General features: G+C 40.7%; 23 protein-coding genes. 15 read left to right on the top strand and 8 right to left on the bottom strand.

The window, feature by feature from the left end:
- The first annotated feature begins 1 nt into the window (after nt 1).
- From N0B29_RS08115 to N0B29_RS08095, 5 genes are read left to right on the top strand one after another with little or no spacing between them, the layout of a single operon-like run.
- Complete coding sequence (locus tag N0B29_RS08115; protein ID WP_263833200.1) at nt 2–457, top strand: diheme cytochrome c; 456 nt, start codon at nt 2–4, stop codon at nt 455–457.
- Nucleotides 454–1,557, top strand: a complete 1,104-nt coding sequence (locus tag N0B29_RS08110) for a cytochrome b/b6 domain-containing protein (protein WP_263833199.1) — start codon at nt 454–456, stop codon at nt 1,555–1,557. Before N0B29_RS08115 ends, N0B29_RS08110 begins: the two co-directional genes overlap by 4 nt.
- An 8-nt stretch (nt 1,558–1,565) precedes the next feature.
- Entirely contained in the window at nt 1,566–1,943 is a 378-nt protein-coding gene (locus tag N0B29_RS08105) for a hypothetical protein (protein WP_263833198.1), read from the top strand.
- Nucleotides 1,940–2,611: a response regulator transcription factor gene (locus N0B29_RS08100; RefSeq protein WP_263833197.1), complete on the top strand. Its 672-nt coding sequence runs from the start codon at nt 1,940–1,942 to the stop codon at nt 2,609–2,611. The genes N0B29_RS08105 and N0B29_RS08100 overlap by 4 nt, the downstream gene beginning before the upstream one ends.
- Nucleotides 2,612–3,829, top strand: a complete 1,218-nt coding sequence (locus N0B29_RS08095) for an ArsS family sensor histidine kinase (protein WP_263833196.1) — start codon at nt 2,612–2,614, stop codon at nt 3,827–3,829.
- An 81-nt stretch (nt 3,830–3,910) separates the two neighbouring features.
- Here N0B29_RS08095 and N0B29_RS08090 read toward each other — a convergent pair whose 3' ends face one another.
- Complete coding sequence (locus N0B29_RS08090) at nt 3,911–4,432, bottom strand: tetratricopeptide repeat protein (RefSeq protein WP_263833195.1); 522 nt, start codon at nt 4,430–4,432, stop codon at nt 3,911–3,913.
- 144 nt (nt 4,433–4,576) lie between these two features.
- Entirely contained in the window at nt 4,577–6,511 is a 1,935-nt protein-coding gene (locus tag N0B29_RS08085) for a diguanylate cyclase domain-containing protein (protein ID WP_263833194.1), read from the bottom strand.
- Between the two features lie 201 nt (nt 6,512–6,712).
- On the opposite strand from N0B29_RS08085, the gene N0B29_RS08080 reads away from it, so the two are divergent.
- The 8 genes from N0B29_RS08080 to yedF all read left to right on the top strand — a co-directional run bounded on the left by N0B29_RS08080 (nt 6,713) and on the right by yedF (nt 13,311).
- Complete coding sequence (locus tag N0B29_RS08080; RefSeq protein ID WP_263833193.1) at nt 6,713–8,023, top strand: DEAD/DEAH box helicase; 1,311 nt, start codon at nt 6,713–6,715, stop codon at nt 8,021–8,023.
- A 22-nt stretch (nt 8,024–8,045) separates the two neighbouring features.
- Nucleotides 8,046–8,519, top strand: coding sequence for a hypothetical protein (locus N0B29_RS08075; protein WP_263833192.1), 474 nt, complete (start codon nt 8,046–8,048; stop codon nt 8,517–8,519).
- Nucleotides 8,516–9,019 (top strand): PaaI family thioesterase, encoded by a 504-nt coding sequence (locus N0B29_RS08070; protein WP_263833191.1) that lies wholly within the window; start codon nt 8,516–8,518, stop codon nt 9,017–9,019. Before N0B29_RS08075 ends, N0B29_RS08070 begins: the two co-directional genes overlap by 4 nt.
- Nucleotides 9,020–10,810: a DNA helicase RecQ gene (gene recQ, locus N0B29_RS08065; protein WP_263833190.1), complete on the top strand. Its 1,791-nt coding sequence runs from the start codon at nt 9,020–9,022 to the stop codon at nt 10,808–10,810.
- Between the two features lie 64 nt (nt 10,811–10,874).
- The gene (locus tag N0B29_RS08060; RefSeq protein WP_263833189.1) at nt 10,875–11,072 is read left to right on the top strand and encodes a YwbE family protein; all 198 of its coding nucleotides are present in this window, start codon (nt 10,875–10,877) and stop codon (nt 11,070–11,072) included.
- A 2-nt stretch (nt 11,073–11,074) separates the two neighbouring features.
- Nucleotides 11,075–11,662 (top strand): DUF2179 domain-containing protein, encoded by a 588-nt coding sequence (locus N0B29_RS08055; RefSeq protein ID WP_263833188.1) that lies wholly within the window; start codon nt 11,075–11,077, stop codon nt 11,660–11,662.
- Nucleotides 11,663–11,857: 195 nt separating this feature from the next.
- On the top strand, nt 11,858–13,063 hold the full coding sequence (gene yedE / locus N0B29_RS08050) for a selenium metabolism membrane protein YedE/FdhT (protein WP_263833187.1): 1,206 nt from the start codon (nt 11,858–11,860) through the stop codon (nt 13,061–13,063).
- Between the two features lie 11 nt (nt 13,064–13,074).
- The gene (gene yedF, locus N0B29_RS08045) at nt 13,075–13,311 is read left to right on the top strand and encodes a sulfurtransferase-like selenium metabolism protein YedF (protein ID WP_263833186.1); all 237 of its coding nucleotides are present in this window, start codon (nt 13,075–13,077) and stop codon (nt 13,309–13,311) included.
- 49 nt (nt 13,312–13,360) lie between these two features.
- Here the strand turns inward: yedF and N0B29_RS08040 are convergent, their stop codons facing one another.
- A complete protein-coding gene (locus N0B29_RS08040) occupies nt 13,361–15,769 on the bottom strand; it encodes an AAA family ATPase (protein WP_263833185.1) in 2,409 nt (802 codons plus the stop codon).
- Nucleotides 15,770–15,982: 213 nt separating this feature from the next.
- Here N0B29_RS08040 and N0B29_RS08035 point away from each other — a divergent pair, with 213 nt between their 5' ends.
- Entirely contained in the window at nt 15,983–17,596 is a 1,614-nt protein-coding gene (locus tag N0B29_RS08035) for a methyl-accepting chemotaxis protein (RefSeq protein ID WP_263833184.1), read from the top strand.
- A 53-nt stretch (nt 17,597–17,649) separates the two neighbouring features.
- Here the strand turns inward: N0B29_RS08035 and N0B29_RS08030 are convergent, their stop codons facing one another.
- From N0B29_RS08030 to N0B29_RS13025, 5 genes are all read right to left on the bottom strand, one after another.
- A complete protein-coding gene (locus N0B29_RS08030; protein WP_263833183.1) occupies nt 17,650–18,249 on the bottom strand; it encodes a LysE/ArgO family amino acid transporter in 600 nt (199 codons plus the stop codon).
- Between the two features lie 29 nt (nt 18,250–18,278).
- Nucleotides 18,279–18,851, bottom strand: coding sequence for a protein-methionine-sulfoxide reductase heme-binding subunit MsrQ (locus tag N0B29_RS08025; protein ID WP_263833182.1), 573 nt, complete (start codon nt 18,849–18,851; stop codon nt 18,279–18,281).
- Complete coding sequence (gene msrP, locus N0B29_RS08020) at nt 18,848–19,765, bottom strand: protein-methionine-sulfoxide reductase catalytic subunit MsrP (RefSeq protein ID WP_263833181.1); 918 nt, start codon at nt 19,763–19,765, stop codon at nt 18,848–18,850. Before msrP ends, N0B29_RS08025 begins: the two co-directional genes overlap by 4 nt.
- 55 nt (nt 19,766–19,820) lie before the next feature.
- Nucleotides 19,821–20,636, bottom strand: coding sequence for an NAD(+) diphosphatase (gene nudC, locus N0B29_RS08015; RefSeq protein ID WP_263833180.1), 816 nt, complete (start codon nt 20,634–20,636; stop codon nt 19,821–19,823).
- A 94-nt stretch (nt 20,637–20,730) separates the two neighbouring features.
- Nucleotides 20,731–22,344 (bottom strand): methyl-accepting chemotaxis protein, encoded by a 1,614-nt coding sequence (locus N0B29_RS13025; protein WP_318526698.1) that lies wholly within the window; start codon nt 22,342–22,344, stop codon nt 20,731–20,733.
- Between the two features lie 188 nt (nt 22,345–22,532).
- On the opposite strand from N0B29_RS13025, the gene N0B29_RS08005 reads away from it, so the two are divergent.
- Nucleotides 22,533–23,060 (top strand): HPP family protein, encoded by a 528-nt coding sequence (locus N0B29_RS08005; protein WP_263833179.1) that lies wholly within the window; start codon nt 22,533–22,535, stop codon nt 23,058–23,060.
- Nucleotides 23,061–23,067: the final 7 nt, after the last annotated feature.

Genomic DNA, 23,067 nt, shown 5'->3' with positions numbered 1-23,067 from the left:
CATGAAAAAGATACTTTTAATCACAGCACTTGGACTCAGCTTTGCCTTTGCGGGCAGTGTTGCACCTGTTAACAATGCGCTCTACCAAAAAGAGTGTGCGAGTTGTCACTTTGGTTATCAGCCAGCACTTCTCAGTAAAGCTTCGTGGGAAAAAGTGATGGGAAATTTGAGCGATCACTTTGGCACGGATGCTTCTTTAGGTAAGGCGGAAAGTGAGCAGATTTTGAGCTATCTTGTTACTAATGCAGGAAGTGGTAAAATAACCGCTAACAACACAGATATGCAGATCACCAAGTCGTCTTATTTTATAAGAAAGCATCGAGAAGTTTCGCCAAAAATGATAGCGCAAAAAGAGGTTGGCTCGATTGCAAATTGTATCGCATGTCACACAACAGCGGATAAAGGAAGCTATAGTGAGCGTGCTATTGTAATTCCAAATTACGGGAGATGGGAATGAAAAAAATCTTAGTATGGGCGCTTTACACCAGAGCCTCTCATGTTTTGCTGATGGTGATGATGTTGGCGGTTTTTCTCACCCCTGAAGTCAAACGCCTCCTTACATTACATGTAGCGCTTGGATACACACTTGCACTGCTTTTTCTCTTTAGAATTCTTTGGGGCTTTATGGATGTGAAGTACTCTAAATTTAAAGATTTTAACTTTAATTTGATAGATCTTAAAGATTATATGCTTGCTATTTTTGGCAACAAAAAAGAGTATATTGGGCACAATCCAGCTTCTAGTTATGCCATTATCGCGATGATTGTTTTGACATTCTTAGCGGTTGGTACTGGTGCGTTAGCGTACGGTGTGAAAGAGGGCATGGGCGTGTTTGCTTTTATGAATCATACGCTCTTTCGCGATATGAAGCTTTTCAAAGAGGTGCATGAGTTTTTTTCCAACGCCCTAATGGCGGTTATTTTTGCGCACATTGCAGGTGTTTTACTTGATAAAATCGTGCATAAATCACGCGCTCTTGAGTCGATGGTCGATGGTTATAAACTAGGCGATGAAGAGGGTTTAAAACTCACGCTCGTTCAGAAAATTTTTGGTGTTTTAGCGCTTGGACTTTCTATTTTTGCATTTGTCTATATGTTACTTGCTCCAAATAGCCTCTTAATTGCCGATGGTAATCTTAAAATGGACTATACCAAAGAGAATAGAGCGTTTTACAAAGAGTGTATCAGTTGCCATACACTCTATCCTCCCTTTTTATTGCCTTCAAAATCGTGGGTGAGCATGATGGATGGTTTAGAAAATCATTTTGGTGATGATGCCTCTTTGGATGCAAAAACGACCGAGTCTATTAAAGAATTTTTAGTGAAAAACAGCGCAGAGTCTTCCACTAAAGAATCTTCCCTGCGCATCATGGCAAGCTTGGAAAAGGAAAAAACCTACCTTGCCATCACCGAAACTCCTTTTTGGAAAAATCGCCACAAAAAGATCGATAAAGCGGTGTTTAAAAGAGCTGACATTGGTAAACCATCCAATTGTAAGGCATGCCATGATAATATTGAAAATGGCTTACTCAACAATCGAGACATTAAAAGTTTATAGGAAAAACGATGAAACTTCTTTTGATCTTTCTTCTAACACTTTCTTTGTATGCCGACCATGATGGTAAAAAAGAGCATCAGCTCAGTAAAGATCTCTCGTATTTGGAATTGAGCTCTGAGCAAAAAGAGCGTGTTAAAGGCATCTTGAAACAGTACCGTGTCGATGTGAAAGCGTTTCGTGAGTTCAAAGAGAAGATGGAAAATCAAAAAGAGAGTTTATTGACACGTGATGTTTTAAAAGAAGAAGATTTGCAAGCCATTAACCAAGCCATCAACCAAAAAGGCAGCACCATTGAGAGTCGTTTTTTACTCCAAATGCACACGCTTTTAAACTCAGAACAACGCCAAAAATTTGCACAGAATCTTGAAGAGTGGGAAGTCGAATGAGCGAGAAAATTTTATTGATTGAAGATGATTTGGAGATGCAATCGCTCATTGGTGATTATCTTCAAAATTATGACTTTGAAGTGAAGGCTTACGACAAACCCAAAGAGGCACTTCTTCATCTTAAAGAGAATCCCACTTGGTATAAAGTCATCGTACTTGATCTTATGTTACCGCAGATGGATGGTTTTGATGTTTGCAAAGAAATTAGAACGATGAGTGATGCGCATATCATTATCTCCTCCGCTCGAAATGAACTGAGCGATAAAATCTTAGGGTACGGCTTGGGGGCGGATGACTACCTCGCAAAGCCGTATGAGCCACGCGAATTGGTCTTAAAAATCAACTCCTTTTTGCGTAGAAATACTCTGTCTAAAAAAAGAATGGGTGATTTTGAAATAGATGAGACCAAAATGGAAATCTCATTGGAAGGTTACACATTAGAGCTGACCAAAATAGAATTTGACATCTTGCTTCTTTTGCTTTCCAATCAAGGCAAAGTCTTCTCGCGTGAAGTCATTTTCAACGCCATCAATGGCATTGGCTATAACTCCAAGGATCGCACGGTTGACATGCACATCAGCAATCTACGCGCCAAAATCGGTGATGACTCTAAAAATCCCAAATACATTAAGTCGGTTTGGGGTATTGGCTATAAGTTGGTTGGCTAAATGTCCATTTTTACCAAACTTTTTTTACTCTTTTTGGTCAGCCTCTCTTTGATGCTTTTTGTCTCGCGTGAAACCAGCCAGCTCACCCAAACTAAAATCGAGATGCTTTTAAAAGAGAAGTACTTGCAAGCCTCAACAGACCTTTTTCGCGACCTTGCCAACAACGACCCAACAGCGCTTAAAAAAAGGCTTCAAACCTTTGATTTTGAAGTCCTTTCTGAGCCCCAAAGTGTATTGGAACACTCCAAAAGTATTTATGAAAAAAGTAGCTCTTTTGGTGAAGTGAAAATTTTGATGGATGCAAAAGGCAGGTATCTTTTGCTCCTTAGCTATTTGGATGAGAGCTTGCTGGTGCGCGATCAAACACAAGATGAGAGCTTTTTACATCAAGACGTTGTGACCTATTTGATCTTTGCCGATATTTTTGTACTTGTGATCATCTTTTTACTGATTTTAAAGCTGCTTTTTCCGCTTAAAGAGATTTCTTCAACGCTTCAAATCTTTGGTGAAGGTGCTTTACATGTAAGAATGAAACGCTTTGGCTCTAACGAGCTTGGAAAACTCTCGGACACCTTTAACGCCATGGCTTCCAACATCGAAGCGCTCATACTTTCACGTCAACGCCTGCTTCGCGACATCGGGCATGAACTAAGAACGCCTCTTGCTAAGTCCAAACTCGCTTTGGAAATGCTAGGCGAAGGGAAGTACCAGCAGAGCCTCAAAAAGGCGATTTCGCAGATTGATGAACTGACCAAAGAGCTTTTGGATATAGAGCGGCTGAATGCCAATATGGAACAACTTAACCTTACGCGTTTTAATGCCGAAACGCTTATCTCCGAGTCACTTTCACGCGCACTCATTGAAGATGAAAGCTTGGTGGAGCTTCACATCGAAGACTCTTTTGAAATCAAAGGCGATCTGAATTACCTCTCCATCGCGCTTAAAAACTTAATCGATAATGCCCTTAAATACGGCATTCAAAAGCCCATTGTCATTGAAGTAAAAGAACGTACCATCAGCGTTAAAAGTAGAGGTGAAGCGCTCGAACACGCTTTGGAATACTACTGCGAACCCTTCGCTCAAGGTGATGATGCCAGAGGCGTAGAGGGATTTGGCTTGGGACTGAGTATTGTTAAAAAAATCGTGCAAAAGCATGGTTTTAGATTTGATCTTACATGTAAAGAGGGCTGGAATAGTTTTTCACTGCGTTTTGCATGAGTTTAATTGTGCTTATTGCCGGAGTTGATAAATGAAAGTTAAAAGTTTAGCCCTGACCCTTTTTATTCTTTTTATTCTACACTATTGAAGAGTATTTAGATAAAGAATTATTTCTTTATCTTTTTCAGTTCTTGGTATGTAACCATTGTGTATAGCTTGCTCTGCCCAGTATTTGAATTCTTGCATATTTTGTTCAAGTCCATATATCTTTGACAATTCAAACTGTGCCAATGCGTAGTTATCCTTTGCAGCTAAAAGATAGTATTTTTTTGCTGTAGGGATATCTTTATTGACTCCTTCACCATTTTTATACATTACGCCAATGTCGTATGCAGCATTGATGTAGTTGTTCTCAAGGGCTTTTTGAAAATAAAACAATGCTTTTTGGTAGTCTTGTGCAACCCCATGTGCATTAATATACATTAATCCTAAATTGTGCATAGCTTGAGCTTCGCCTTTAGATGAAGCCTCTTCAAACACTTTTTTTGCACTCTCATAATCTTTGTTGTTTAAATATTTACAACCCAAATCTAAGAGTTCTTGCGCGGGGTCATTCGCATAAATAAAAATCATACTGCTCAAAAGGAGTGCAAGTAATTTCATTTTTTATTCCTTTGTATGAAACTAAGAAACTAAGGGGTCAGGGTTAAACTTTTAACTTTTATAATGTATGGACTAGAAAAGAATGCAATTTTACAGATAAATTTTTTACATGTAAAGAGGGCTGGAATAGTTTTTCACTCTTCTTTAAATGATTTTAATCTCGTTTTTACTCTCTTTTTTAACTTCATACATTGCCAGATCGGCATCTCTTAAAATGGTATTGACTGTTTTGTCACCGTCTCTAAAAATTGTGCCTCCAATGCTGGCTGTGCAGGTATAAGCAAGGTTGCTAAGGTGAAATGTTTCTGAAATACTCTGTAGTATTTTATAGCCAATTTGAGCTAATTTCTCTTTCGCTTCTTTTTCATTTGCTCCTAGTTTTGTAACCAAAACAACAAATTCGTCGCCTCCAAATCTAGAAACGGTATCGCCCGTGCGAAGGTTTTCGCTTAAGCGTCTTGCGACTTGTTTGAGTAACATATCTCCGTATTCGTGCCCTTGTGTATCGTTCAGTATTTTAAAGTTATCCAGATCAATAAATAAAAGACCGCAATACTCTTTTGTACGTTGGCTATTAGCGATGGTATAAGATAAGCGATCTAGGAGCAATTTACGATTGGGTAATTCGGTCAAGGAGTCATAATACGCTAAGTGTTCGATCATTTCTTTGGTCTTTTTTTCTGTTGTAATGTCTCTAAAAATGACTATAGAGCCGATGTTGTGATTGTCTTGCACAAACGGTGTGGCATTAAGATGCACAATAAAATGCTCTCCATTTTTTTTACAAAAAATTTCTTCTCCTATGTAAGTTCGTTGGTATCGCATAGCGTTTAATATGGGGCATTTTTCTTTGGGATTGTTGTTTTGCTGATGAACATGGATAAGCGAATGCGCATCTTGCATCAGAACCTCATTGAGCGAATAACCAAGAATAGAAGTTGCCGCAGCATTGAGAAAAGTAATCTCACCTTTGGCATTTAGAAGAATGACTCCATTGATCGTCTTTTCAACGATGGTCTCAAATTGAATTTTCTTATGGAGTGTTTTTTGACTTTGTTCGACAAGAAGATAAACCCCTATACCTAACATAAGAAATATTAAAAACCCAAACAGCAAAGAGGTGATGTATTTGTGTTGGATGTTCACCAGTTCATCCAGATGACTATACGTAACAGCATAGGCAACTAGCGTATTGGAGAGGTCATAAATGGCATGAAAATTGGCAATGTACCCAACATTGTTTTCAACCATTGGAATGGAGAAATTTTTGCCCTCTTGGAGCTTTTTTTCGACAGAATAACGCTTTTTAAGAATCGTGTTAATCTTTTCAATGACTTCTGCTTTGAGTAAATGGGAAGGATCGTTTTCTTGGTTTTCAGTTACATACTCTTCGCTCAAAGGTGAGGCTACAAAATGCTGTTTATGTGTATCGAAAACAAGCTCCGATGAGATTGATTTTTTAAGCAATAAGGTATGCTCTTCCCAATGTATCAGCTTGGATAATTCACGTTCAATTTGATTGTATGATAAAGAGATTTCGACACTGCCAAGGTATATTTTTTCATCAATAATAGGAAAAACGTAGCGAAATCCTTGATAGGTTCTTCCTCCCTCAAAGCCAGAGATAAAGATTTTTTCATCATTGATTTGCCTGATAGATGGGCGTACTGCTAGAAGGTCATCGCCATATTCACTGGGGGCGTGAAAGCGTAAAAAGCTTTCGCCTTTTGCAGTGTGAAATTGAAATTGTCGAATCTCTAGACGTTTAAGATCATTGTTGTAAAAAGGGGACAAGAGGTTGTAGAGTGCGTCTCGAAGTGTTGCTTTTTGGGTTGAATCGTTCGTATCATGCACTTCGTGCAAAATGTTTAGCACCGAAGGCTGCATAACGACATAGTGAAAATAGTTCTCTATCGCGATGCTAAACATTTGGGTAATAGCTTTATAGGAAGTTTCTAAGATTTTATTTTCATGAGCGAGAACGAGATTGCGTTCTTCTTCCATTCTGGAGTGTACATAGCTGAAAAAGAGAATGTATGCAATGCATACTAAAAAGGATGTTGTTATTATTTTACGCATCTTAAACTCCGATTTTACGGCACTTTTACGCTATTCAATGTAACAAAAATATCACTTACATGTTATAGGACAAAGTATAAAAGTAAACTTAATTTATTTTAAATTTTTTTATTTAGTATAAAGTGTTGGCATTGGTAACAATTTAATTCTTTAAATAAAACTTAGATACAATAGAGGTATTAAGATAAATAAAGGACATAGATGTTATTTGAAAAGCTGGGCTTGATTGCACCAATACAAGAAGCAGTAACTGAACTTGGGTACACAAAACCAACGCCTGTGCAAAATAAGGTCATTCCCTTAGTGCTAGAGGGCAAAGATGTCATGGCAACGGCGCAAACGGGTACGGGAAAAACAGCGGCTTATGCACTGCCACTTTTGCAAATTTTGAGTAAAAAAACACAAAAATCAACCACGAAAAAAGTCGTGCGTGCGCTTATTTTAGTCCCAACGCGTGAGCTTGCATCACAAGTCAATATGAACGTCCTTGAGTATGGTAAAAACCTTGAACTCTCCATTGGTGCGATATACGGGGGTGTAAAATTTACACCCCAGGTCAAAAAATTGGAGAAGGGCATTGATGTGCTTATCGCCACTCCAGGGAGACTTTTAGAGCACATCAAAATCTCCAGTGTTGATCTTTCCCGTGTTGAAATCGTTGTCTTTGATGAAGCGGATAGAATTCTCGATATGGGATTTTGGGATGAGGTAGAGCTGCTTCTGTCTTTACTGCCTAAAAAACGTCAAACACTCCTTTTCTCCGTGGGTGTTTCCAAGTCGGTCAAACGTCTCTCCGAAGTCAGTTTGAAAAAACCAGTCATTGTGGCGATCAATAATCAAGGTGAATTTGCTAAAAACGTCCAGCAAACCATCTATGTGGTGGACAAAGAACGCAAATGTGAATTGCTCTCTTATATGATTGGCTCTCAAAATTGGCATCAAGTTTTGGTCTTTACCAAAACGAAGCAAAGTGCTGATGAAGTAGGGGATTACCTCTCTAAAAGTGGCTTAAAAACATTGGTGTTGCATGGCGATAAAGCCCACTCTCAACGCACAAAAGCGGTTGCGGCATTTAAAGAAAACTCCATTCGTGTTTTAGTGGCTACCGACATCGCTTCACGCGGTCTTGACATTGAAGATCTGCCTCATGTCATCAACTACGAACTCCCAGGAGACGCCGAAGATTACTTGCACCGAGCGGGTAGAACAGGACGTGCTGGCAAAGAGGGACGCGCCATTTCGTTTGTATGTCAAGAAGAGAAGTCAAAATTTAAAGAGATTGAGAAGATTTTAAAATACACGATTAAAACAGAGTTTTACCCAGGGTTTGAGACCAAAGAGTGGGTCGAAAAAGAGGCAAAAAAACATACGATTCAAGCGAAGATTGATCGTGAAAAAGCCAATAAACGCCCTATGGGACTTCGCAAAAAACGTGAAGAGATTAAAGCGGTCAAAGCTAAAAAAGCTGCCAAAGCATGTGGTATTGGCGCTAAAAACTGTAAAGTAAAATAGAATAAACTTAAAGGTAAAGATGATGATGGTTGAAATGCAAAAATTGCACTATTTTAAAGATTTTATTGAGCAAGAGGAAAACCCAATAGGTAAAAACCTCTATATGATGGTACTTGCGACTGAGGCGTACTATGAGTTTGTTGCAGAAGTGCTTATTCCCGGTACATCTCGCAGTATGACACAGTTTAAATTGCTAGAAGAGTTGCGCGCTTTAAAAGTGATCAGCGAGCAAGAGTTTGTCATTATGAATGAGACACGAAAGCTTAAAAACGAGTTGACACATCGTTTGGATTATCAGATTGATCTGAAATATCTTTACGATTTTTGTAACAACTGTACGGTCAAAGATAAAATTGTTCCTGAAAACAAAGAAGATCAAAACGAACTTGATTTAGCACTTCTTGATGGGTTACTCAAAAGCTATAAAATCGTTGATCTTAAACTTTATTCTAAAGTGCGTAAAGAGCTTGAAAAGGTGCATGGAGAAGAGGCGTGAAATTTAAAGTAACGGGTAAACAGCACATTTCTAAAAACTGTTTAGTGTGTGGCGTGCAAAACCCTTTTGGTTTGAAAACCAAATTTTACGAGCTTGAAAATAAAGATGTTGTGGCGTATTTTACCCCACATACCTACCTTCAAAGCTATCCGGGCATTTTACACGGTGGCATCTCTGCGACAATTCTGGATGAAACCATAGGACGTGCCATTATGGCGCATTATGGTCAAGCGAGCTTTGGTGTGACGATTGAACTCAATTTAAAATATAAAAAACCTGTTCCTTTGGATGTTGAGCTAAAGGTCATTGGGCGCATTACCAATGACAAAGGGCGCATTTTTGAAGGCACAGGTGAGCTCATACTTCCTAATGGCGAAGTCGCTGTCACCGCATCGGGACGTTATATGAAACGCGATGTCAACCAGATCGTTGAGAATGATTTTATTGAAGATGAGTGGTTTGTGAGTGATGGAAAAGATAGAGACGAGATAGAACTTTAAGTGTCAGAAACGTATCGCATTCTTCAAAGTGTTTTCGGACATCATACTTTTAGGTCATATCAAGAAGAGGCTGTCAATGCCATTTTAGCGCGAAAAGACATTATGATGATCTTGCCAACAGGGGCAGGGAAGTCACTTTGTTATCAGCTTCCATCCTTGGTCATGGACGGCATGAGTGTCGTCATTTCGCCACTTTTGGCACTCATGCACGACCAAATCACCGCCCTTTCTGCCTTTGGCATTAAAGCCGCCATGATCTTTTCGATGCAATCGACGCAAGAGATACAAGAGACAATGCAAGCGTGTCGTAAGGGCGAACTTAAACTCTTGTATGTCGCCCCTGAGCGTTTAAAAGGTGAGTCATTTTTAAACTTTTTACAAACCCTTCCCATCAACTTTTTTGTCATTGATGAAGCGCACTGTGTGAGTGAGTGGGGGCATGAATTTAGAGAAGATTACCGACAACTTTTTCGCCTCAAACAGTACTTCCCCAAGACGCCTATTGCCGCTTTTACAGCGACTGCGACAAAGATCGTTGAACAAGACATTCTTCACCAGCTGGGTTTATCAGCTCCATTAATCATTCGTGCAAAAGTGGAGCGAGACAATCTTACGATCAAAGCAGAGTACCGCAATGCCAACGGACGTGAGCAACTCCTTAGCTTTTTAAGTGCGTTTAAAAACGAGAGTGGCATCATCTACACGTTGACGCGCAAAGAGACCGAAAGTCTGGCTCTGTTTTTAGGAACGCATAAAATCCTCGCACGTGCTTACCATGCGGGACTTTCTACGGAAGAGAAAAATGAAACTTATCATGCTTTTTTAAATGATGAGATTCAAGTCGTTGTTGCAACGGTGGCGTTTGGAATGGGCATCGATAAAAGTAACATTCGTTTTGTCGCGCACATGTCTTTGCCTAAAACCATTGAGAACTATTACCAAGAGATTGGTAGGGCGGGGCGTGATGGACTGCCTTCTTCCACGTTGCTTCTGTTTTCGACTTCGGACATTGTAGAACACAGACGTCGCATCAGCGAGCAACCCGCTTCAGAGTATCAAAAAGTAGCTTACGAAAAATTGGGTGCCATCTCCAAATTTGCCTCTTCACAAGTGTGTCGACATCAGCAGATTGCGACGTATTTTGACGATGCTATTGCTACATGTAAAACGCGTTGCGATAACTGCGTCGATGGTGAAAAGCAGAGTGTTGACATCTCGCATGAAGCTTTAAAATTGCTCTCGAGTGTTTACCGCACAGGGCAACGTTTTGGACTTCACTATGTGGTCGATGTGTTAATGGGTTCACATAACGAAAAGATAGAGCAAAATGGACACGAAAGCCTTTCGGTTTTTGGCATTGGCAAAGATAAAACCAAAGCGCAGTGGCACAGCATTGGCGATAGACTTATGGAGCTTGAAGCGCTTAAAGTGGGTGAATACCGTGTGGTGAGCCTCAGTGAATACGGAGCGCAAATCATCAAAGAGCGGTTACATGTAAGCATTCATGCTGCACGTTTGGAAGTGCGAGCCAAAGCTTCTAAAAAAGCAGCGAAGGTTGTCACAGGAGCGTTTGAACTCTCTATTTTTGAGCAATTACGCGCTTTGCGTTTAGAGATTGCCAAAGAAAACAGCATTCCTCCTTATGTGGTTTTTAGTGATAAAACACTTAAAGAGATGGCTGAAAGACTTCCGCAGAACAAAGAGGCGATGTTGGAGGTCAGTGGCGTGGGAGAAGTGAAGTTTGAGCGGTATGGCGAAGCCTTTTTGGAACTGTGTGCCAAGCTCTCTTAGACTTAACATGTAAAGAAAAAATGCGCAATACGGTACAATACACTTTTACATGTAAAGGATCAAAATGAGTGCAGGACAAAGTCGCAGTAACATCCACAAAGGTGTTAAAGTGCAGATCGTTTTAAAAGAAGATCAACGCACAGGCAAACTCACAGAAGGTGTCGTTAAAGACATTCTTACCAACTCTGCTAACCATCCTCATGGCATCAAAGTACGCTTAGAGAGCGGTGAAGTAGGGCGTGTGAAAGAGATTATTCTTTAGCGATGAATGAGTTATTTCAAAGCGAAGCTTTTACGCTTTATGGCATACCCTTACTTATCTGTCTTGCACGCATTACGGATGTAAGCATTGGCACAATGCGCATTATTTTTGTCTCTAAAGGGCTTAGACTTTGGGCACCTATTTTAGGCTTTTTTGAAGTCACCATCTGGCTTCTTGCCATTTCTAAAGTCATGGCAAACCTTACCAATCCTATTAATTATATTGCTTATGCCATTGGTTTTTCTCTGGGAAATTACATTGGTATGTTCATTGAGAGTCGTTTGGCTATTGGAATGGTCGTTGTACGCATCATTACTAAACGAGACTCGCATGTTTTAGTTGCAGCACTCAGAGCACTTCGTTACAGTGTTACGGTGGCAGATGCAGAGGGTAATACGGGTGCTGTTAATATCATCTTCACCGTCATTAAACGTTCCGACATCGCTCATGTCCGCGAGTTAATTGCCAAGCATAACCCACAAGCGGTTTATTCTATCGAAGATGTGAGACACGCAAGTGATCCAAGCTTCCCAACCGAGATACCAAGACGTTCACGTTTTTCACAACTTTTTAGAGGCATGCGCAAGTAATTTAATCTCAACTTTTTTCGTCAGAAAAACGAGTTTTAAGAGAAACTCTGATAAAGTCTTTTCTTTGATTTGCTTGCGGTCGCAAGAGTACATAATGCTCAAAAATCCTCTTTTTGTTGCTCCTTTTTAGCTTCTTCGCTAATCCCTTTCTATGTATTACACAATCAAAACTCAACTTTATTTTTAGGAGTTTTTATGTCATGGTGGAGTGAATTTAAACAACACTATCTTGTTCGTTTTTGGTCGCCCATTCCTGCGGTGATTGCGCTTGGAATTTTATCGACCTATTATTTTGGTCTACTTGGAACTTTTTGGGCAGTTACAGGCGAGTTTACACGTTGGGGTGGACACTTAGCTCAACTTTTTGGAGCAAATCCTGCGGAGTGGACGTACCTCAAAATCCTTGGTTTTAAAGGAACTCCTTGGGATCGCATTGATGGTGTGATGATCATCGGTATGTTTGCGGGCGCACTTGCGGCAGCTCTTTGGGCGGACAATGTCAAGTTTCGTTTGCCTTCAACACGTATTCGTATTTTTCAAGCATTGCTGGGTGGTATTATCGCTGGTTTTGGTGCTCGTTTAGCGATGGGCTGTAATTTGGCGGCGTTTTTTACGGGTATTCCTCAGTTTTCATTGCATGCGTGGTTTTTTGCTATTGCAACGGCTATTGGCTGTTTTGCGGGCGCTAAAGTTTCTATGCTTCCACTGTTTCGCATCCCTTTGAAGCTCAAAAAAGTTTCCGAAGCAACACCGCTTGAGAAGAACAAACAAAGCGCAAAAATTAAATTTATCATCGGCAGTGTGCTTTTTTTTGCGATTGCAATTGTTGCAATTACACGAAGTTTTGATGCGCCAAAACTAGGTATGGCGATGCTTTTTGGTTTGGGTTTTGGTATCTGTATCGAACGTGCGCAAGTTTGCTTTACCTCCGCCTTTCGTGATATGTGGATTACAGGGCGTGGTCTGCTTGCTAAAGCGATTATCATCGGTATGGCGGTGAGTGCCATCGGTGTTTTTGCCTTTGTTCAAACGGGCATGGAGCCAAAAATCATGTGGGCAGGACCCAATGCCATCATCGGTGGTTTGATGTTTGGTTTTGGTATCGTTATCGCGGGTGGTTGTGAGACAGGTTGGATGTATAGAGCTATGGAAGGTCAGATTCTCTTTTGGTGGGTTGGCATCGGTAATGTTCTTGGATCTTTGCTTTTAGCGCTTTCATGGGATAGCCTAGCGCCAAGTTTAGTGTATGGCTATGAGAAGATCAACATACTCAAATTGTTTGGAACGTATGGTGGTTTGTATGTAAACTATGCCCTTATGGCGGCATCATTTGCATTTGTGGTTTGGTGGGAGCGACGTTTTCTTGCCAAAAAAAGCCAATACCAAAATAATCATCAATAAAGGAAGCGTTCATGAAAGAAGCAATCGTACCTAATTATTCACTTGATATGCGCGGCGAGCCTTGCCCTTACCCAGCAATAGCGACCCTTGAAGCGTTACCAACGCTTAAAAAAGGTGAGATTTTAGAGGTGATTAGTGACTGTCCGCAGTCGATTAACAACATACCTCTCGATGCCAAAAATTACGGTTATACGGTTTTAGAGATCATTCAAGATGGTCCGACCATTCGTTATCTTATTCAAAAATAACATTGATTTCTAGGGCAATTTTGCCCTAGAAATTCTTTACATGTAAAGATTATGGCACATGATTTGGTATTTTTTCTTCGATGATCTTTTTAAGTTCCAAACCATCGATGACCTCTTTAGCGATAAGAGATTGTGCCACTGCTTCGATAGCAGGCCAGAGTCGTTTCACCTCTTTTTCAGTCTGTTTTTTAGCTTCATCCATCCACGCCAAAAGTCTTGTTTCCAATTTTTCCGCTAAAAGCTCTTTGTCGTACGCATCTTCAATGCCGCTGATGTTAATGTAACCCAGTTCATCATCCATGCCAAACAGAGCAATCGCAGAATACGCTTGCATGCTCGCAATTTCAAGGTCAGTAATAGCACCCGTTTCCATACCCGCTTTTCCGTACTTTTCCATCTTAGCAATGCGCCCTGCCAGTAAGACACAGATGTTGGCAAAGAGTTCATCTTTGGATATAGCGTCAATGTAGTCATCGTTATGGTAAGAGACAAAGCCAAGTGCGTCGCTACGAGGAGCAACAGTGACTTGCTCGATTTTGATGTGTGGGCAGAGCACGAAAGAGAGTACCGCGTGTCCTGCTTCATGGTAGGCTGTTTTTGCCATAGAGGTTTCGATGTCGCGTATCTGTTTACTTTCTAATTTATTGCCATATTTGATGATGTTGATCTGCTCTAACAAAATCTCTTCACTAATCTCTTTCAACCCTTTGCGTGCGGCAAACAGCGCTGCTTCTTGTCCAATGCGTTTGAGCTCATCGCCACCCATGCCTGAGATGTAACGTACCACTTTTTCAATGTCAATGCGTGCATCGTGCGGTTTTTTCAAAATCTCTTCGATGAAAAAGCGACGGGCTTCCATGTCGAGTTTTGGCACTTCAATACGAATATCAATGCGCCCTGTTTGCACCAATGGATCGGGGATAGGACTACTCTCTCCAATCGTAATGATGGTAAAAATAGGTGCATCAAAACTTTGCGCGATAGCATCTAATTCATCCACCAAAGGCTGAATGCTCATCGTTGCGATGACGCCACCGACAAGTCCTTGCACATCAATGTCTTCCAAAAGCACGATGGAGGGCGCTGAACCATACGCTTGGGCATACGCTTTGTGAATTTTACCTGCATCAAACAAGTCTGCATCACGCACGACGGTAAAAGGCATGTCTGCGGCGTTGGCAAAGGCACGTGCGAGTAATTTTTTACCCATGCCAGAGGGTCCATAGAGAATCATCCCTTTAGGCGGAGGCATGTCAAATTGTTTAAGACGCGCAGGCTCTTTAATGAGTGTTAGAATCTCCAAAAGCTCCGCTTTAACACGCTGTTGTCCCGCGATGTCCTCAAATGTGACATCCGAAACATGCAGGGCATCTTCAGAAGAAATAGGCAGTTTTTCTTTGCGGAAAAAAGCGTTTTTGATGGTAAGTTCTGCCACGCCTTTGACAACGCGAACACTCCATTCAAGCTCAATACCTTCGTGTTGTTTGCTAATTTTTTTGAGCAGTAAAGGCTGGTCTTTAAGTGCTTTTTTGACAAAAGTACCTGCTTTTTGAGACACTTTGTAGCTTATTTTAGTGATATTTTCATGGCATTTGAGCGTGTCATAAATACGGTTAAAAACGACTTCTGGAAGTTTTTTGCGAATATGTCTGGCATTGAGATAAGGCGCTAGTGAGAGTGTTAAAAGAGAGATGAGCACATCGATGTTGGTGTACTCAATCTCAATACCGCTGTCTTTGATGAAGTTTTGTGACATGCCATGCAAGCTTTGAGCACCGATCTTGATGAGCGCTGTGAGGCTTAAACGGTTAAAAGGCACAAGTGTGCATTCATTGAGTAGGGAAAGAAGCTTTTTATCGAACACTTTTTCTTTCACACCGCTAATCATAATCTCTTCTTGTCCTAGGCGTTCCATCAAAAAGGTATGCGCTTGCAGAGGATCATTTTTGAAAAGTTCCAGTAGGTCTTGACGTCCCAAGAGTGGGCTAAGTCTTGTGGTGGTCATAATGACAATGACATGCGAAAAATCGACGATGTTTTTTTCTGAGTCCGAAAAGAGTGTGTATAAGGAGAGTTGTACTTGCGTGTCGGCTTTGTCGATATCTTCAAAAAGCAAAATGGCGTTAGGATTTTTCTTGACAAATTCGGTGACATCGCTCTCAATGCTTGAGGCAGAGAGTTGCTCTGCGTTAAACGTGTCATTGTACTGATCCATCTGAAACGTTTTGAGTTGGTCTATCTGCGAATCAGCGCTTAAGAGGAGTTCAGCAAGGTAGCGCTTACCGCAATTTGGAGGTCCTATAAAGGTAAAAAGCGCTCTCACTTTAGAGGTTACAAGGCGCATTTGCACCAGTGTTTTGGTTATGGTCTCAATGGCAAAGTTTTGGTCAAAGAGATGACTTTTAAGTGTTTCTTCGAGCTTTTGAGCAAGCTTCTCATAGCCATCTTTACATTTCATCATGTACTCCTGCTACTTCAATCTATTGCAAAGCTAGTATAACCAAACCTCTCTAAAAAGTGATAACCATAGACGTTGTTTTATCGTTACATGTAAAATCTTGTGTGTAAAATACTTTAATCTATGTAGTGATATTTTAGTGACAAATTAAATATAACGCATTTGCAACACTTCGTTGTTATGATTTCCTTATTAAAAAAAGGAGTTTATATCATGAGTATTTCAAAGCAACTGATTGTCATGCTTTCCATAGCGATCATAGGTATTTTTACGGTGTTTGGTATTAGCTACTCCAATATGGAAAAAGTTTATACGCAAACGAATTATGGCAATATCAATTCTATACCAAGCGTTGTTTTGCTCAACAGCACCCTCAATCATGCTTTTCGTTTAAGAATCTATTTGTGGCAACACCTTGCATCAACGAACAACAGTGATTTGAAAAAAACACTAGAAAAAGCAATTACCGATACACGGGTGGAGCTTTTAAATGACTTTAAAAAGTATGAGCCAATGATCTCCGATGATAAGGACAAAGAATTTCTTAATAAAGATAGAGAATTGGCAGAGCAGTATTTTCATTTAGCAGACCAAGCCATTAAATTTTCACAATCAAGCAAAGAGAACGAAGCGCACGATTTTGTGATGAGTCGCCAAAAAGAGGTTGGAGCGTTGGCGGCAATGTTAGAAGAACATATCAAATACAATGTTTCCCTCGCAAATGATGAAGCTCAAAAAGCAGCTTCAACAAAAGATTTTGCGTCTCTTTTGATGATTTTATTGTCAATTGCGGTTGCTGTTACAACATTGATCGTCAGTACGGTTATTCGTCGAAATATCATCCATGGGGTGCATATTATCCGTGATAGTATGGTCTCTTTTGTTCACACTAAAGAATTGAAATTTAGAATAAACTATGATAAAAAGAATGAATTTAAAGATATTGTTGAGAGTTTTAACGCCTTGGTTACCACGTTAGAGCAAACCATCGTCGATGCCAAAAACTCTTCCAATGAAAATGCCTCTGTGTCGCATGAACTGAGCACAACAAGCATGCAAATAGGACGTAATGCCGAGCAAAGTACAACGATTGTCGAAAATACTATTCAAGAAATATCGACGATTAAAACTTTTGTCCAAGAGACAGCGATGCTTTCAGAGCAGATGAAAAAAAGCATTACCGATGCAGGTCAAAAACTTGAAGATGCCAAAAATGAAGTCATTAGTCTTCGTAATGAAGTAGGACTCGCGAGTGAAGCAGAAACTGCTTTAGCTTCTAAATTGGAGCAAATGAGCAGTGATGCGGAACAGGTCAAACAAATTTTGACGGTTATCTCTGATATTGCCGATCAAACAAACCTTTTAGCCCTTAATGCTGCTATTGAAGCAGCCAGAGCAGGGGAGCATGGGCGTGGATTTGCGGTTGTTGCCGATGAGGTACGAAAGCTTGCAGAACGCACTCAAAATTCACTCACCGAGATCAATGCAACCATTAATGTCATTGTCCAGTCCATCGTGGACTCTTCAGAACAAATGGGCAGAAATGCTAAAAACATTCAACGCCTTTCAGATGTCTCAACAGGAGTTGAGGAGACCATACTTGGAACAACGATGGTTATGCAAGAGAGCGTCGTTTCAGTAACGACAAGTGCGGCAAACTCCATTCGCATCGCGAGTGATACCGACAGAATCGTCTCTATGGTTACCAACATCAATTCTTTAACCAGTGAGAATGCCAGAAGTGTTGAAGAGATCGCAAGTGCTGCGGATCATCTCTCTAAATTGGCTGAGAGCCTTAATGGCAAATTGAACCAGTTTAGATCTTAACTCTTTTTTTTCTGCGTTACGGAGATAAAGTTAGTTCTTTATCTCCACTCTTTCTACAAACCTAACAGCATAAAGGCTAAAGAGAGCATGACGATGCCGATGAGCACTTCAAGGATTTTCCATGAAATTGGTTTTTGAAAAATAGGCGTTAAAATCCTTGCTCCATAACCGAGTGAAAAGAAAAACACGAAAGATGATGTCATAGCTCCAAATCCAAAGAACGGCGCAAGGGAGCCAAATTTGGTGGAAACAGAGCCTAATAAAATGACCGTATCAAGGTACACATGAGGGTTCAGCCAAGTAAACGCCAATGTTAACAGAACGGTTTTTAGTAATGATGATGCAGCAACACCTTCGGGTTTAAGCTCATGCGACATGCTCCATGCCGAATAAAAACTTTTCAAACCATAGACAAATAAAAAAGCAAAACCACCATATTTTGCGACGGTTTGTAAAGAGGGAAACTTCTCTACCAAATAACCAAAGCCTGAAATGCCCGCAAAAATGAGAATAGCATCTGAAAGCGCGCAGACAAAGCAGATAATAAAGACATGCTCTTTTTTAATGCCTTGTTTAAGCACAAAAGCATTTTGCGCCCCAATGGCTAAGATCAGTGAAAAACCGAGGCTAAAACCTGAGATAAATGCGTTCATGGAGTATTCTTTGTGGTGAAAATAAGAGGTTATGGTAGCGAAATATTGGTTAAATTAGTTTTTACATGTAAAGATTTCCACGCCCAAATTCTCTCCCCTAAAAGCACCACTCCAACGGCAATAACGCTATACTCAAACACACCAGCAACTTTTTGTGCCCAAAAGCTATGAAGCAGTGCAAGTGCTAATGCTACATAGACCGCTTTATGGTACTTTGAAAACGTGGCAAAGAGTTTTTTAAATGAGGTAAGCGCCATTAAAAAGAGGATGCTCAAAGCGATAACCCCGACATAGATAAACGGTTTTTTGAGACTTTTTTCAAAGATGGTGACGAAATCAAATTCACTGTCAAGTACGACAAAAACGCAACCGTGTAAAAAGGCGTACACAAACGCAAGCAAGCCGATGGTTTTGCGGTATCGAAGGAAGTTTTGCCCGCACACTCTTTTACATGTAGAGGGTACGAGTGAAAGTAAAAGAAGCGTTATTGCCCCGATGCCAGTGTAGTTGGAGAGCATCTTGATGGGGTCAATAGCGTTGTCTAATGTGTAATAGGCAACGCCTAAAGGAATCAGGGCAATGAAAACGAGCAAGGCTTTCAAAAGAATTTCCTTAAGTCCATTCCTGCATAAAGATGCGCAACCTCTTTGTCGTAACCGTTAAAAGAAAGAGTCGCTTGTTTGATGAGTTTGCCAAGCAAGCGCTCTTTGGCTTGTGTCCATCTTGGGTGGTCAACGGCTGGGTTGACATTGGCATAAAAGCCATACTCTTTGGGGTTTTGTTCTTGCCATGTGTTCAGCGGTTCACTTTGCACACATTCGATGAGGTCAAGCGATTTGATGGATTTGAAACCGTATTTCCATGGCACAACGAGGCGAATCGGTGCGCCATTTTGAGGAAGCAGTCGTTTACCGTACATCCCTACTGCAATGAAGGTCAGTGGATGACGTGCCTCATCCATTCTCAGCCCTTCAACATAAGGGTGTTTAATGGATGAAAAGATACCTTTGGCTTGGTCAGGAAACATAGAAGGATCATGGCGAGTGGTGAATTTGACGTATTTGGCTTTGCTATTTGGCTCTAAATAATCCAGTAATTTATAGAGCGGAAAGCCGATCCAAGGAACGACCATCGACCATCCCTCAACACAGCGAAAACGGTAGATGCGTTCTTCAAGTCCAAATTTAGCGATGAGATCGTCCACTTCTAACATCTGTTCCGTTTTAATTTCTCCAAAAAATCCAACATTCCAAGGGCTTGTTTTCATTTTTTGTGAAAGTTTGACAGGGGCTTCTTTGTCGGTTGAAAATTCGTAAAAATTGACATAATTGGTGATCTGCTCAAATGTGTTGGATGTGAGTTTGAGTGGGTTGGTATCGGGTGTATAGGAGAGGCTAAGGTCTTTGGGAAGCTCGGCTAAAAGCTGTGAAATGGCAGTGCTACTTACCAATGCCCCAGCGCCTAGTTTTAAAAAATGGCGACGTGCCTCAAAGAGTGCTTCGGGGGTGATGTTCATGGCAAACTCCTCTTACAAAGTTCACACATTCTAACACAGAAATATCAATAAAAAATCAATGATCTTTAAGCCATGCGTTTATTATCATGCCCGATATGGTGGCAAGGTTTGGTAGTTTTGGCAATGTCTCTTTGGTAAACCACTTAGCATCTTCGATCTCTTCAGGTTGCAAGCGTAGTTCGCCACTTTCGTACTCTGCAAAAAAACCGATCATCAATGAGTGTGGAAAAGGCCACGGTTGTGAGCCAAAATAGCGAAGGTTTTTAACGCGAATACCCACTTCTTCGTAAACTTCACGATGCACCGCTTCTTCGACACTTTCTCCCGCTTCCACAAAGCCAGCTAAAAGGCTGTACATACCTGCTTGAAAGTAGGGCGAGCGGGCGAGAAGTATCTCTTCGCCTCTGGTGATGAGGACAATACATGCAGGTGAAAGGCGTGGGAAAATGGTAAAGCCACAGGTTTTACATGTAAGGGCAGAAAACTTGGGCGTATAGCCCACAGGATCGCCACAACGACCGCAGTATTGGTTATCGTAAAGCCAGTGTGCAAGCTGTTTAGCACGAGCAAGCATCGCATAAAGATGGGGTGGGTGAACGTCAAGAAATTCTCGAAGATTGGTTTTGACAAGGTGTTCTGGAAGGGCTAGGTTTTCATCCCACACAAGAAGCGTATAGAGAGACTCTTCGATTTCACCGATGTGAAAACTATGGCGTGGTTTGCCTAAGTTTTCAAAAATATGCGAAGGAGGCAAAGTACCGTCTACCGCCATTAAAAGGGCATCGCCACAAAAACCTAAAAGAATACTCTGTTTCTCATCTCGTGGTTTAAAAAGGGGAGTGAGTTTCAATGAAATAGTCTGTTCTAACACGCGAAACCTTTTACATGTAAAGTTTCAAATCATAGCAAATAATTGTTAAAGAAGTGTCCAAAGAGGTGAGTGCATCTCTTTGGACGAATGAGAATTATAGTGTTTTAAATTGTGCCAGTGTAAGGCTAAGGGTAGAGGAAAGTTTGGCAAGGTGCTCTGCCGCTGCTGCTATCTCTTCGACACTTCTAGCATTGGAGCTTGAAAGTGTGTTGATCTCTCCGATTTTTTCAATGACCGCTGTTTTGATAAGTTTTACATTACTGTTTGCTTTTTCAACGACGTTATCGGTGGCAAGTACACTTTGGTCGAGCATAACCACTGCATCGTTGGTTTGCGTGGTGACTTTGTTGGAAAATTCAGAAAGATCGTGGATACGTTTGGCATTGTGGTTCATTTCGCCACTGATGTCGTTGATGGATTGAACGATGACATTGACGGTTGCATTGGTCTCAACAAGGCTTTTTTGAGTACGCTCTGCTAGTTTTCGTACTTCATCGGCAACAACGGCAAAACCACGTCCATGTTCACCTGCGCGTGCGGCTTCAATGGCGGCATTAAGCGCTAAAAGATTGGTTTGGTCTGCGATGTCACCAATAACATCAAGCACCGATTTGACCTGTTCCGCTTCATTTGAGAGATGGGTAAGTCGATCATTGATGGCAGCTTCGGCTTGTGCTGTTAGTCCGAGTTGAGAGATGGTTTCATTAAGAAGTTTTTGCGCACTTAGTAGGCTTTCTTGGGCGTGGGTGGTGCTGTCTTTGACATTTTGAGATTGAATGCTTGCGTCGGTGATAGCATTAGCAACACCGTTTGCATCGTTGGTTGTCTCAAAAACGACTCTAGATTCTTCCTCAGCACGCTTCCCGATCTGAAGGCTTGTACTGGAGAGTTCTTCGGCTACTGAGGCATTTTCAATAGCATTGCTTTTAGCTTCATTGAGCGCATAAGCAACATCGCCAATGAGAGTATTAACAGCTTGAATAATGTCGTTGATCTCGTCTTTAGAATCAATGTCTATCTTCATACTTAAGTCTTTGTTTTGACGCATCCGCTCACAGCCTGCTTTTGCACGTGCGACAGAGTTTTTAATAGAACGAGTAACGGTAAAAAATATGACAAAAACGGTCACCAAAACAATGCCTAAAGTAATTTGTGAAGCTACGATATTAGAATCTAGGCGGTTAAAGTTGTTTGTTTTGACAGAGCTTGCCAAATCATCGAGTTTTTCCATAATAACAACAAATAATTGGCTACTTTGTTTGTAGTATTCATCAAGTTTTTTAGCATCGTCTGGATTGTTTTGAGCAAAGTTTGGTTCATGCAATGTTGAACCGTACTTTTTAAACAGTTGCATACGAGGAACATTGATATCATGCCATTGGTTCAATAGCTTTTTAAGTGTTTCAATGCGCTGGTGATTTTGTGAGCTCATAAGAATGAGTTTGAGCGCATCTAAATCAGTGATTAATTGTTGATAGGTTTTTTCATAGCGATCAAAATTGATTTGTTTGAAGTAGAGCTGATAATCACGCTGCTCAATGCGTAATTCCAAGGTAAGATTTTCTATGTCTGCGATGTTTGTAAGCCTAGTCGCTGCCATTTTCGCATCATTTCCTTCTTTGAGGCTTTCAATGCCTAATGCACTAAATCCTAAAAATATAATGACCAATAAAAATGCTAGTTTATTTTTGATTGTTCCTAATAACATTGTTCTCCTTTTGTTATTTTGGCGCGTATCGTAGTGAGTTTATGTAAATTATATGTAAACTTAAAAGAAAAAATGAGGAAAGATTTAAAAGCGGCTTGATGTGTGTCATTTCTAAAAAATGATAAATTCTCTAAAATAACTAAAATTATTGGTGGAGTAAGGCTGTGATAAAAAGTTATGTACAAAGAATGAAAGCAAAGTCACAACCACCTTCAAGAAAGCCTTTAAGTAAGATTCTTTGGTCAGGTTTTGGTGCTTTTTTAGGTATCTATTTGGTGGCGATATTTGGGCACTATTTTGCCATTGAAGAGAGCTTTTTTCTTTTAGGCTCATTTGGAGCTTCAGCTGTGCTGATTTACGGAGCACCTCAGGCTGATTTTTCGCAACCACGTAATATCATAGGCGGGCATATTTTATCTGCATGCGTTGCCGTTTTTCTTCTTAAAACGTTTTCTTCACTCTTGTCAACAGAATTTTTATGTGCATTGAGTGTGTCTCTTTCGATTGTTGTGATGCATTTTAGTCGTACGATGCACCCACCAGGTGGGGCTACGGCGCTTATTTATGTCATGGGTGGCGAGCAAATTCATAGGTTAGGGTGGCTTTATCCATTCACTCCGATTGGTTTTGGAGCGCTTATAATGCTTTTAGTAGCGCTTCTTATCAACAATCTTTCTTCAAACAGTAAAAGGCATTACCCAACATATTGGTTTTAAAGATTCA

It is taken from the genome of Sulfurospirillum oryzae (genome assembly GCF_025770725.1).
GTDB classification, from domain to species: domain Bacteria; phylum Campylobacterota; class Campylobacteria; order Campylobacterales; family Sulfurospirillaceae; genus Sulfurospirillum; species Sulfurospirillum oryzae.
This window is presented reverse-complemented; position numbering and strand designations above follow the sequence as displayed.

Bases quoted from the DNA above. Each gene is read 5' to 3' on its own strand.
- N0B29_RS08100 (WP_263833197.1), top strand. From the start codon at position 1,940: ATGAGCGAGAAAATTTTATTGATTGAAGATGATTTGGAGATGCAATCG.
- N0B29_RS08030 (WP_263833183.1), bottom strand. From the start codon at position 18,249: ATGAACGCATTTATCTCAGGTTTTAGCCTCGGTTTTTCACTGATCTTA.
- N0B29_RS08035 (WP_263833184.1), top strand. From the start codon at position 15,983: ATGAGTATTTCAAAGCAACTGATTGTCATGCTTTCCATAGCGATCATA.
- N0B29_RS08080 (WP_263833193.1), top strand. From the start codon at position 6,713: ATGTTATTTGAAAAGCTGGGCTTGATTGCACCAATACAAGAAGCAGTA.
- N0B29_RS08110 (WP_263833199.1), top strand. From the start codon at position 454: ATGAAAAAAATCTTAGTATGGGCGCTTTACACCAGAGCCTCTCATGTT.
- N0B29_RS08040 (WP_263833185.1), bottom strand. From the start codon at position 15,769: ATGAAATGTAAAGATGGCTATGAGAAGCTTGCTCAAAAGCTCGAAGAA.
- N0B29_RS13025 (WP_318526698.1), bottom strand. From the start codon at position 22,344: ATGTTATTAGGAACAATCAAAAATAAACTAGCATTTTTATTGGTCATT.
- N0B29_RS08060 (WP_263833189.1), top strand. From the start codon at position 10,875: ATGAGTGCAGGACAAAGTCGCAGTAACATCCACAAAGGTGTTAAAGTG.
- yedF (WP_263833186.1), top strand. From the start codon at position 13,075: ATGAAAGAAGCAATCGTACCTAATTATTCACTTGATATGCGCGGCGAG.
- N0B29_RS08005 (WP_263833179.1), top strand. From the start codon at position 22,533: ATGAAAGCAAAGTCACAACCACCTTCAAGAAAGCCTTTAAGTAAGATT.
- N0B29_RS08090 (WP_263833195.1), bottom strand. From the start codon at position 4,432: ATGAAATTACTTGCACTCCTTTTGAGCAGTATGATTTTTATTTATGCG.
- yedE (WP_263833187.1), top strand. From the start codon at position 11,858: ATGTCATGGTGGAGTGAATTTAAACAACACTATCTTGTTCGTTTTTGG.
- N0B29_RS08085 (WP_263833194.1), bottom strand. From the start codon at position 6,511: ATGCGTAAAATAATAACAACATCCTTTTTAGTATGCATTGCATACATT.
- N0B29_RS08095 (WP_263833196.1), top strand. From the start codon at position 2,612: ATGTCCATTTTTACCAAACTTTTTTTACTCTTTTTGGTCAGCCTCTCT.
- N0B29_RS08115 (WP_263833200.1), top strand. From the start codon at position 2: ATGAAAAAGATACTTTTAATCACAGCACTTGGACTCAGCTTTGCCTTT.
- N0B29_RS08055 (WP_263833188.1), top strand. From the start codon at position 11,075: ATGAATGAGTTATTTCAAAGCGAAGCTTTTACGCTTTATGGCATACCC.
- N0B29_RS08105 (WP_263833198.1), top strand. From the start codon at position 1,566: ATGAAACTTCTTTTGATCTTTCTTCTAACACTTTCTTTGTATGCCGAC.
- msrP (WP_263833181.1), bottom strand. From the start codon at position 19,765: ATGAACATCACCCCCGAAGCACTCTTTGAGGCACGTCGCCATTTTTTA.
- N0B29_RS08075 (WP_263833192.1), top strand. From the start codon at position 8,046: ATGATGGTTGAAATGCAAAAATTGCACTATTTTAAAGATTTTATTGAG.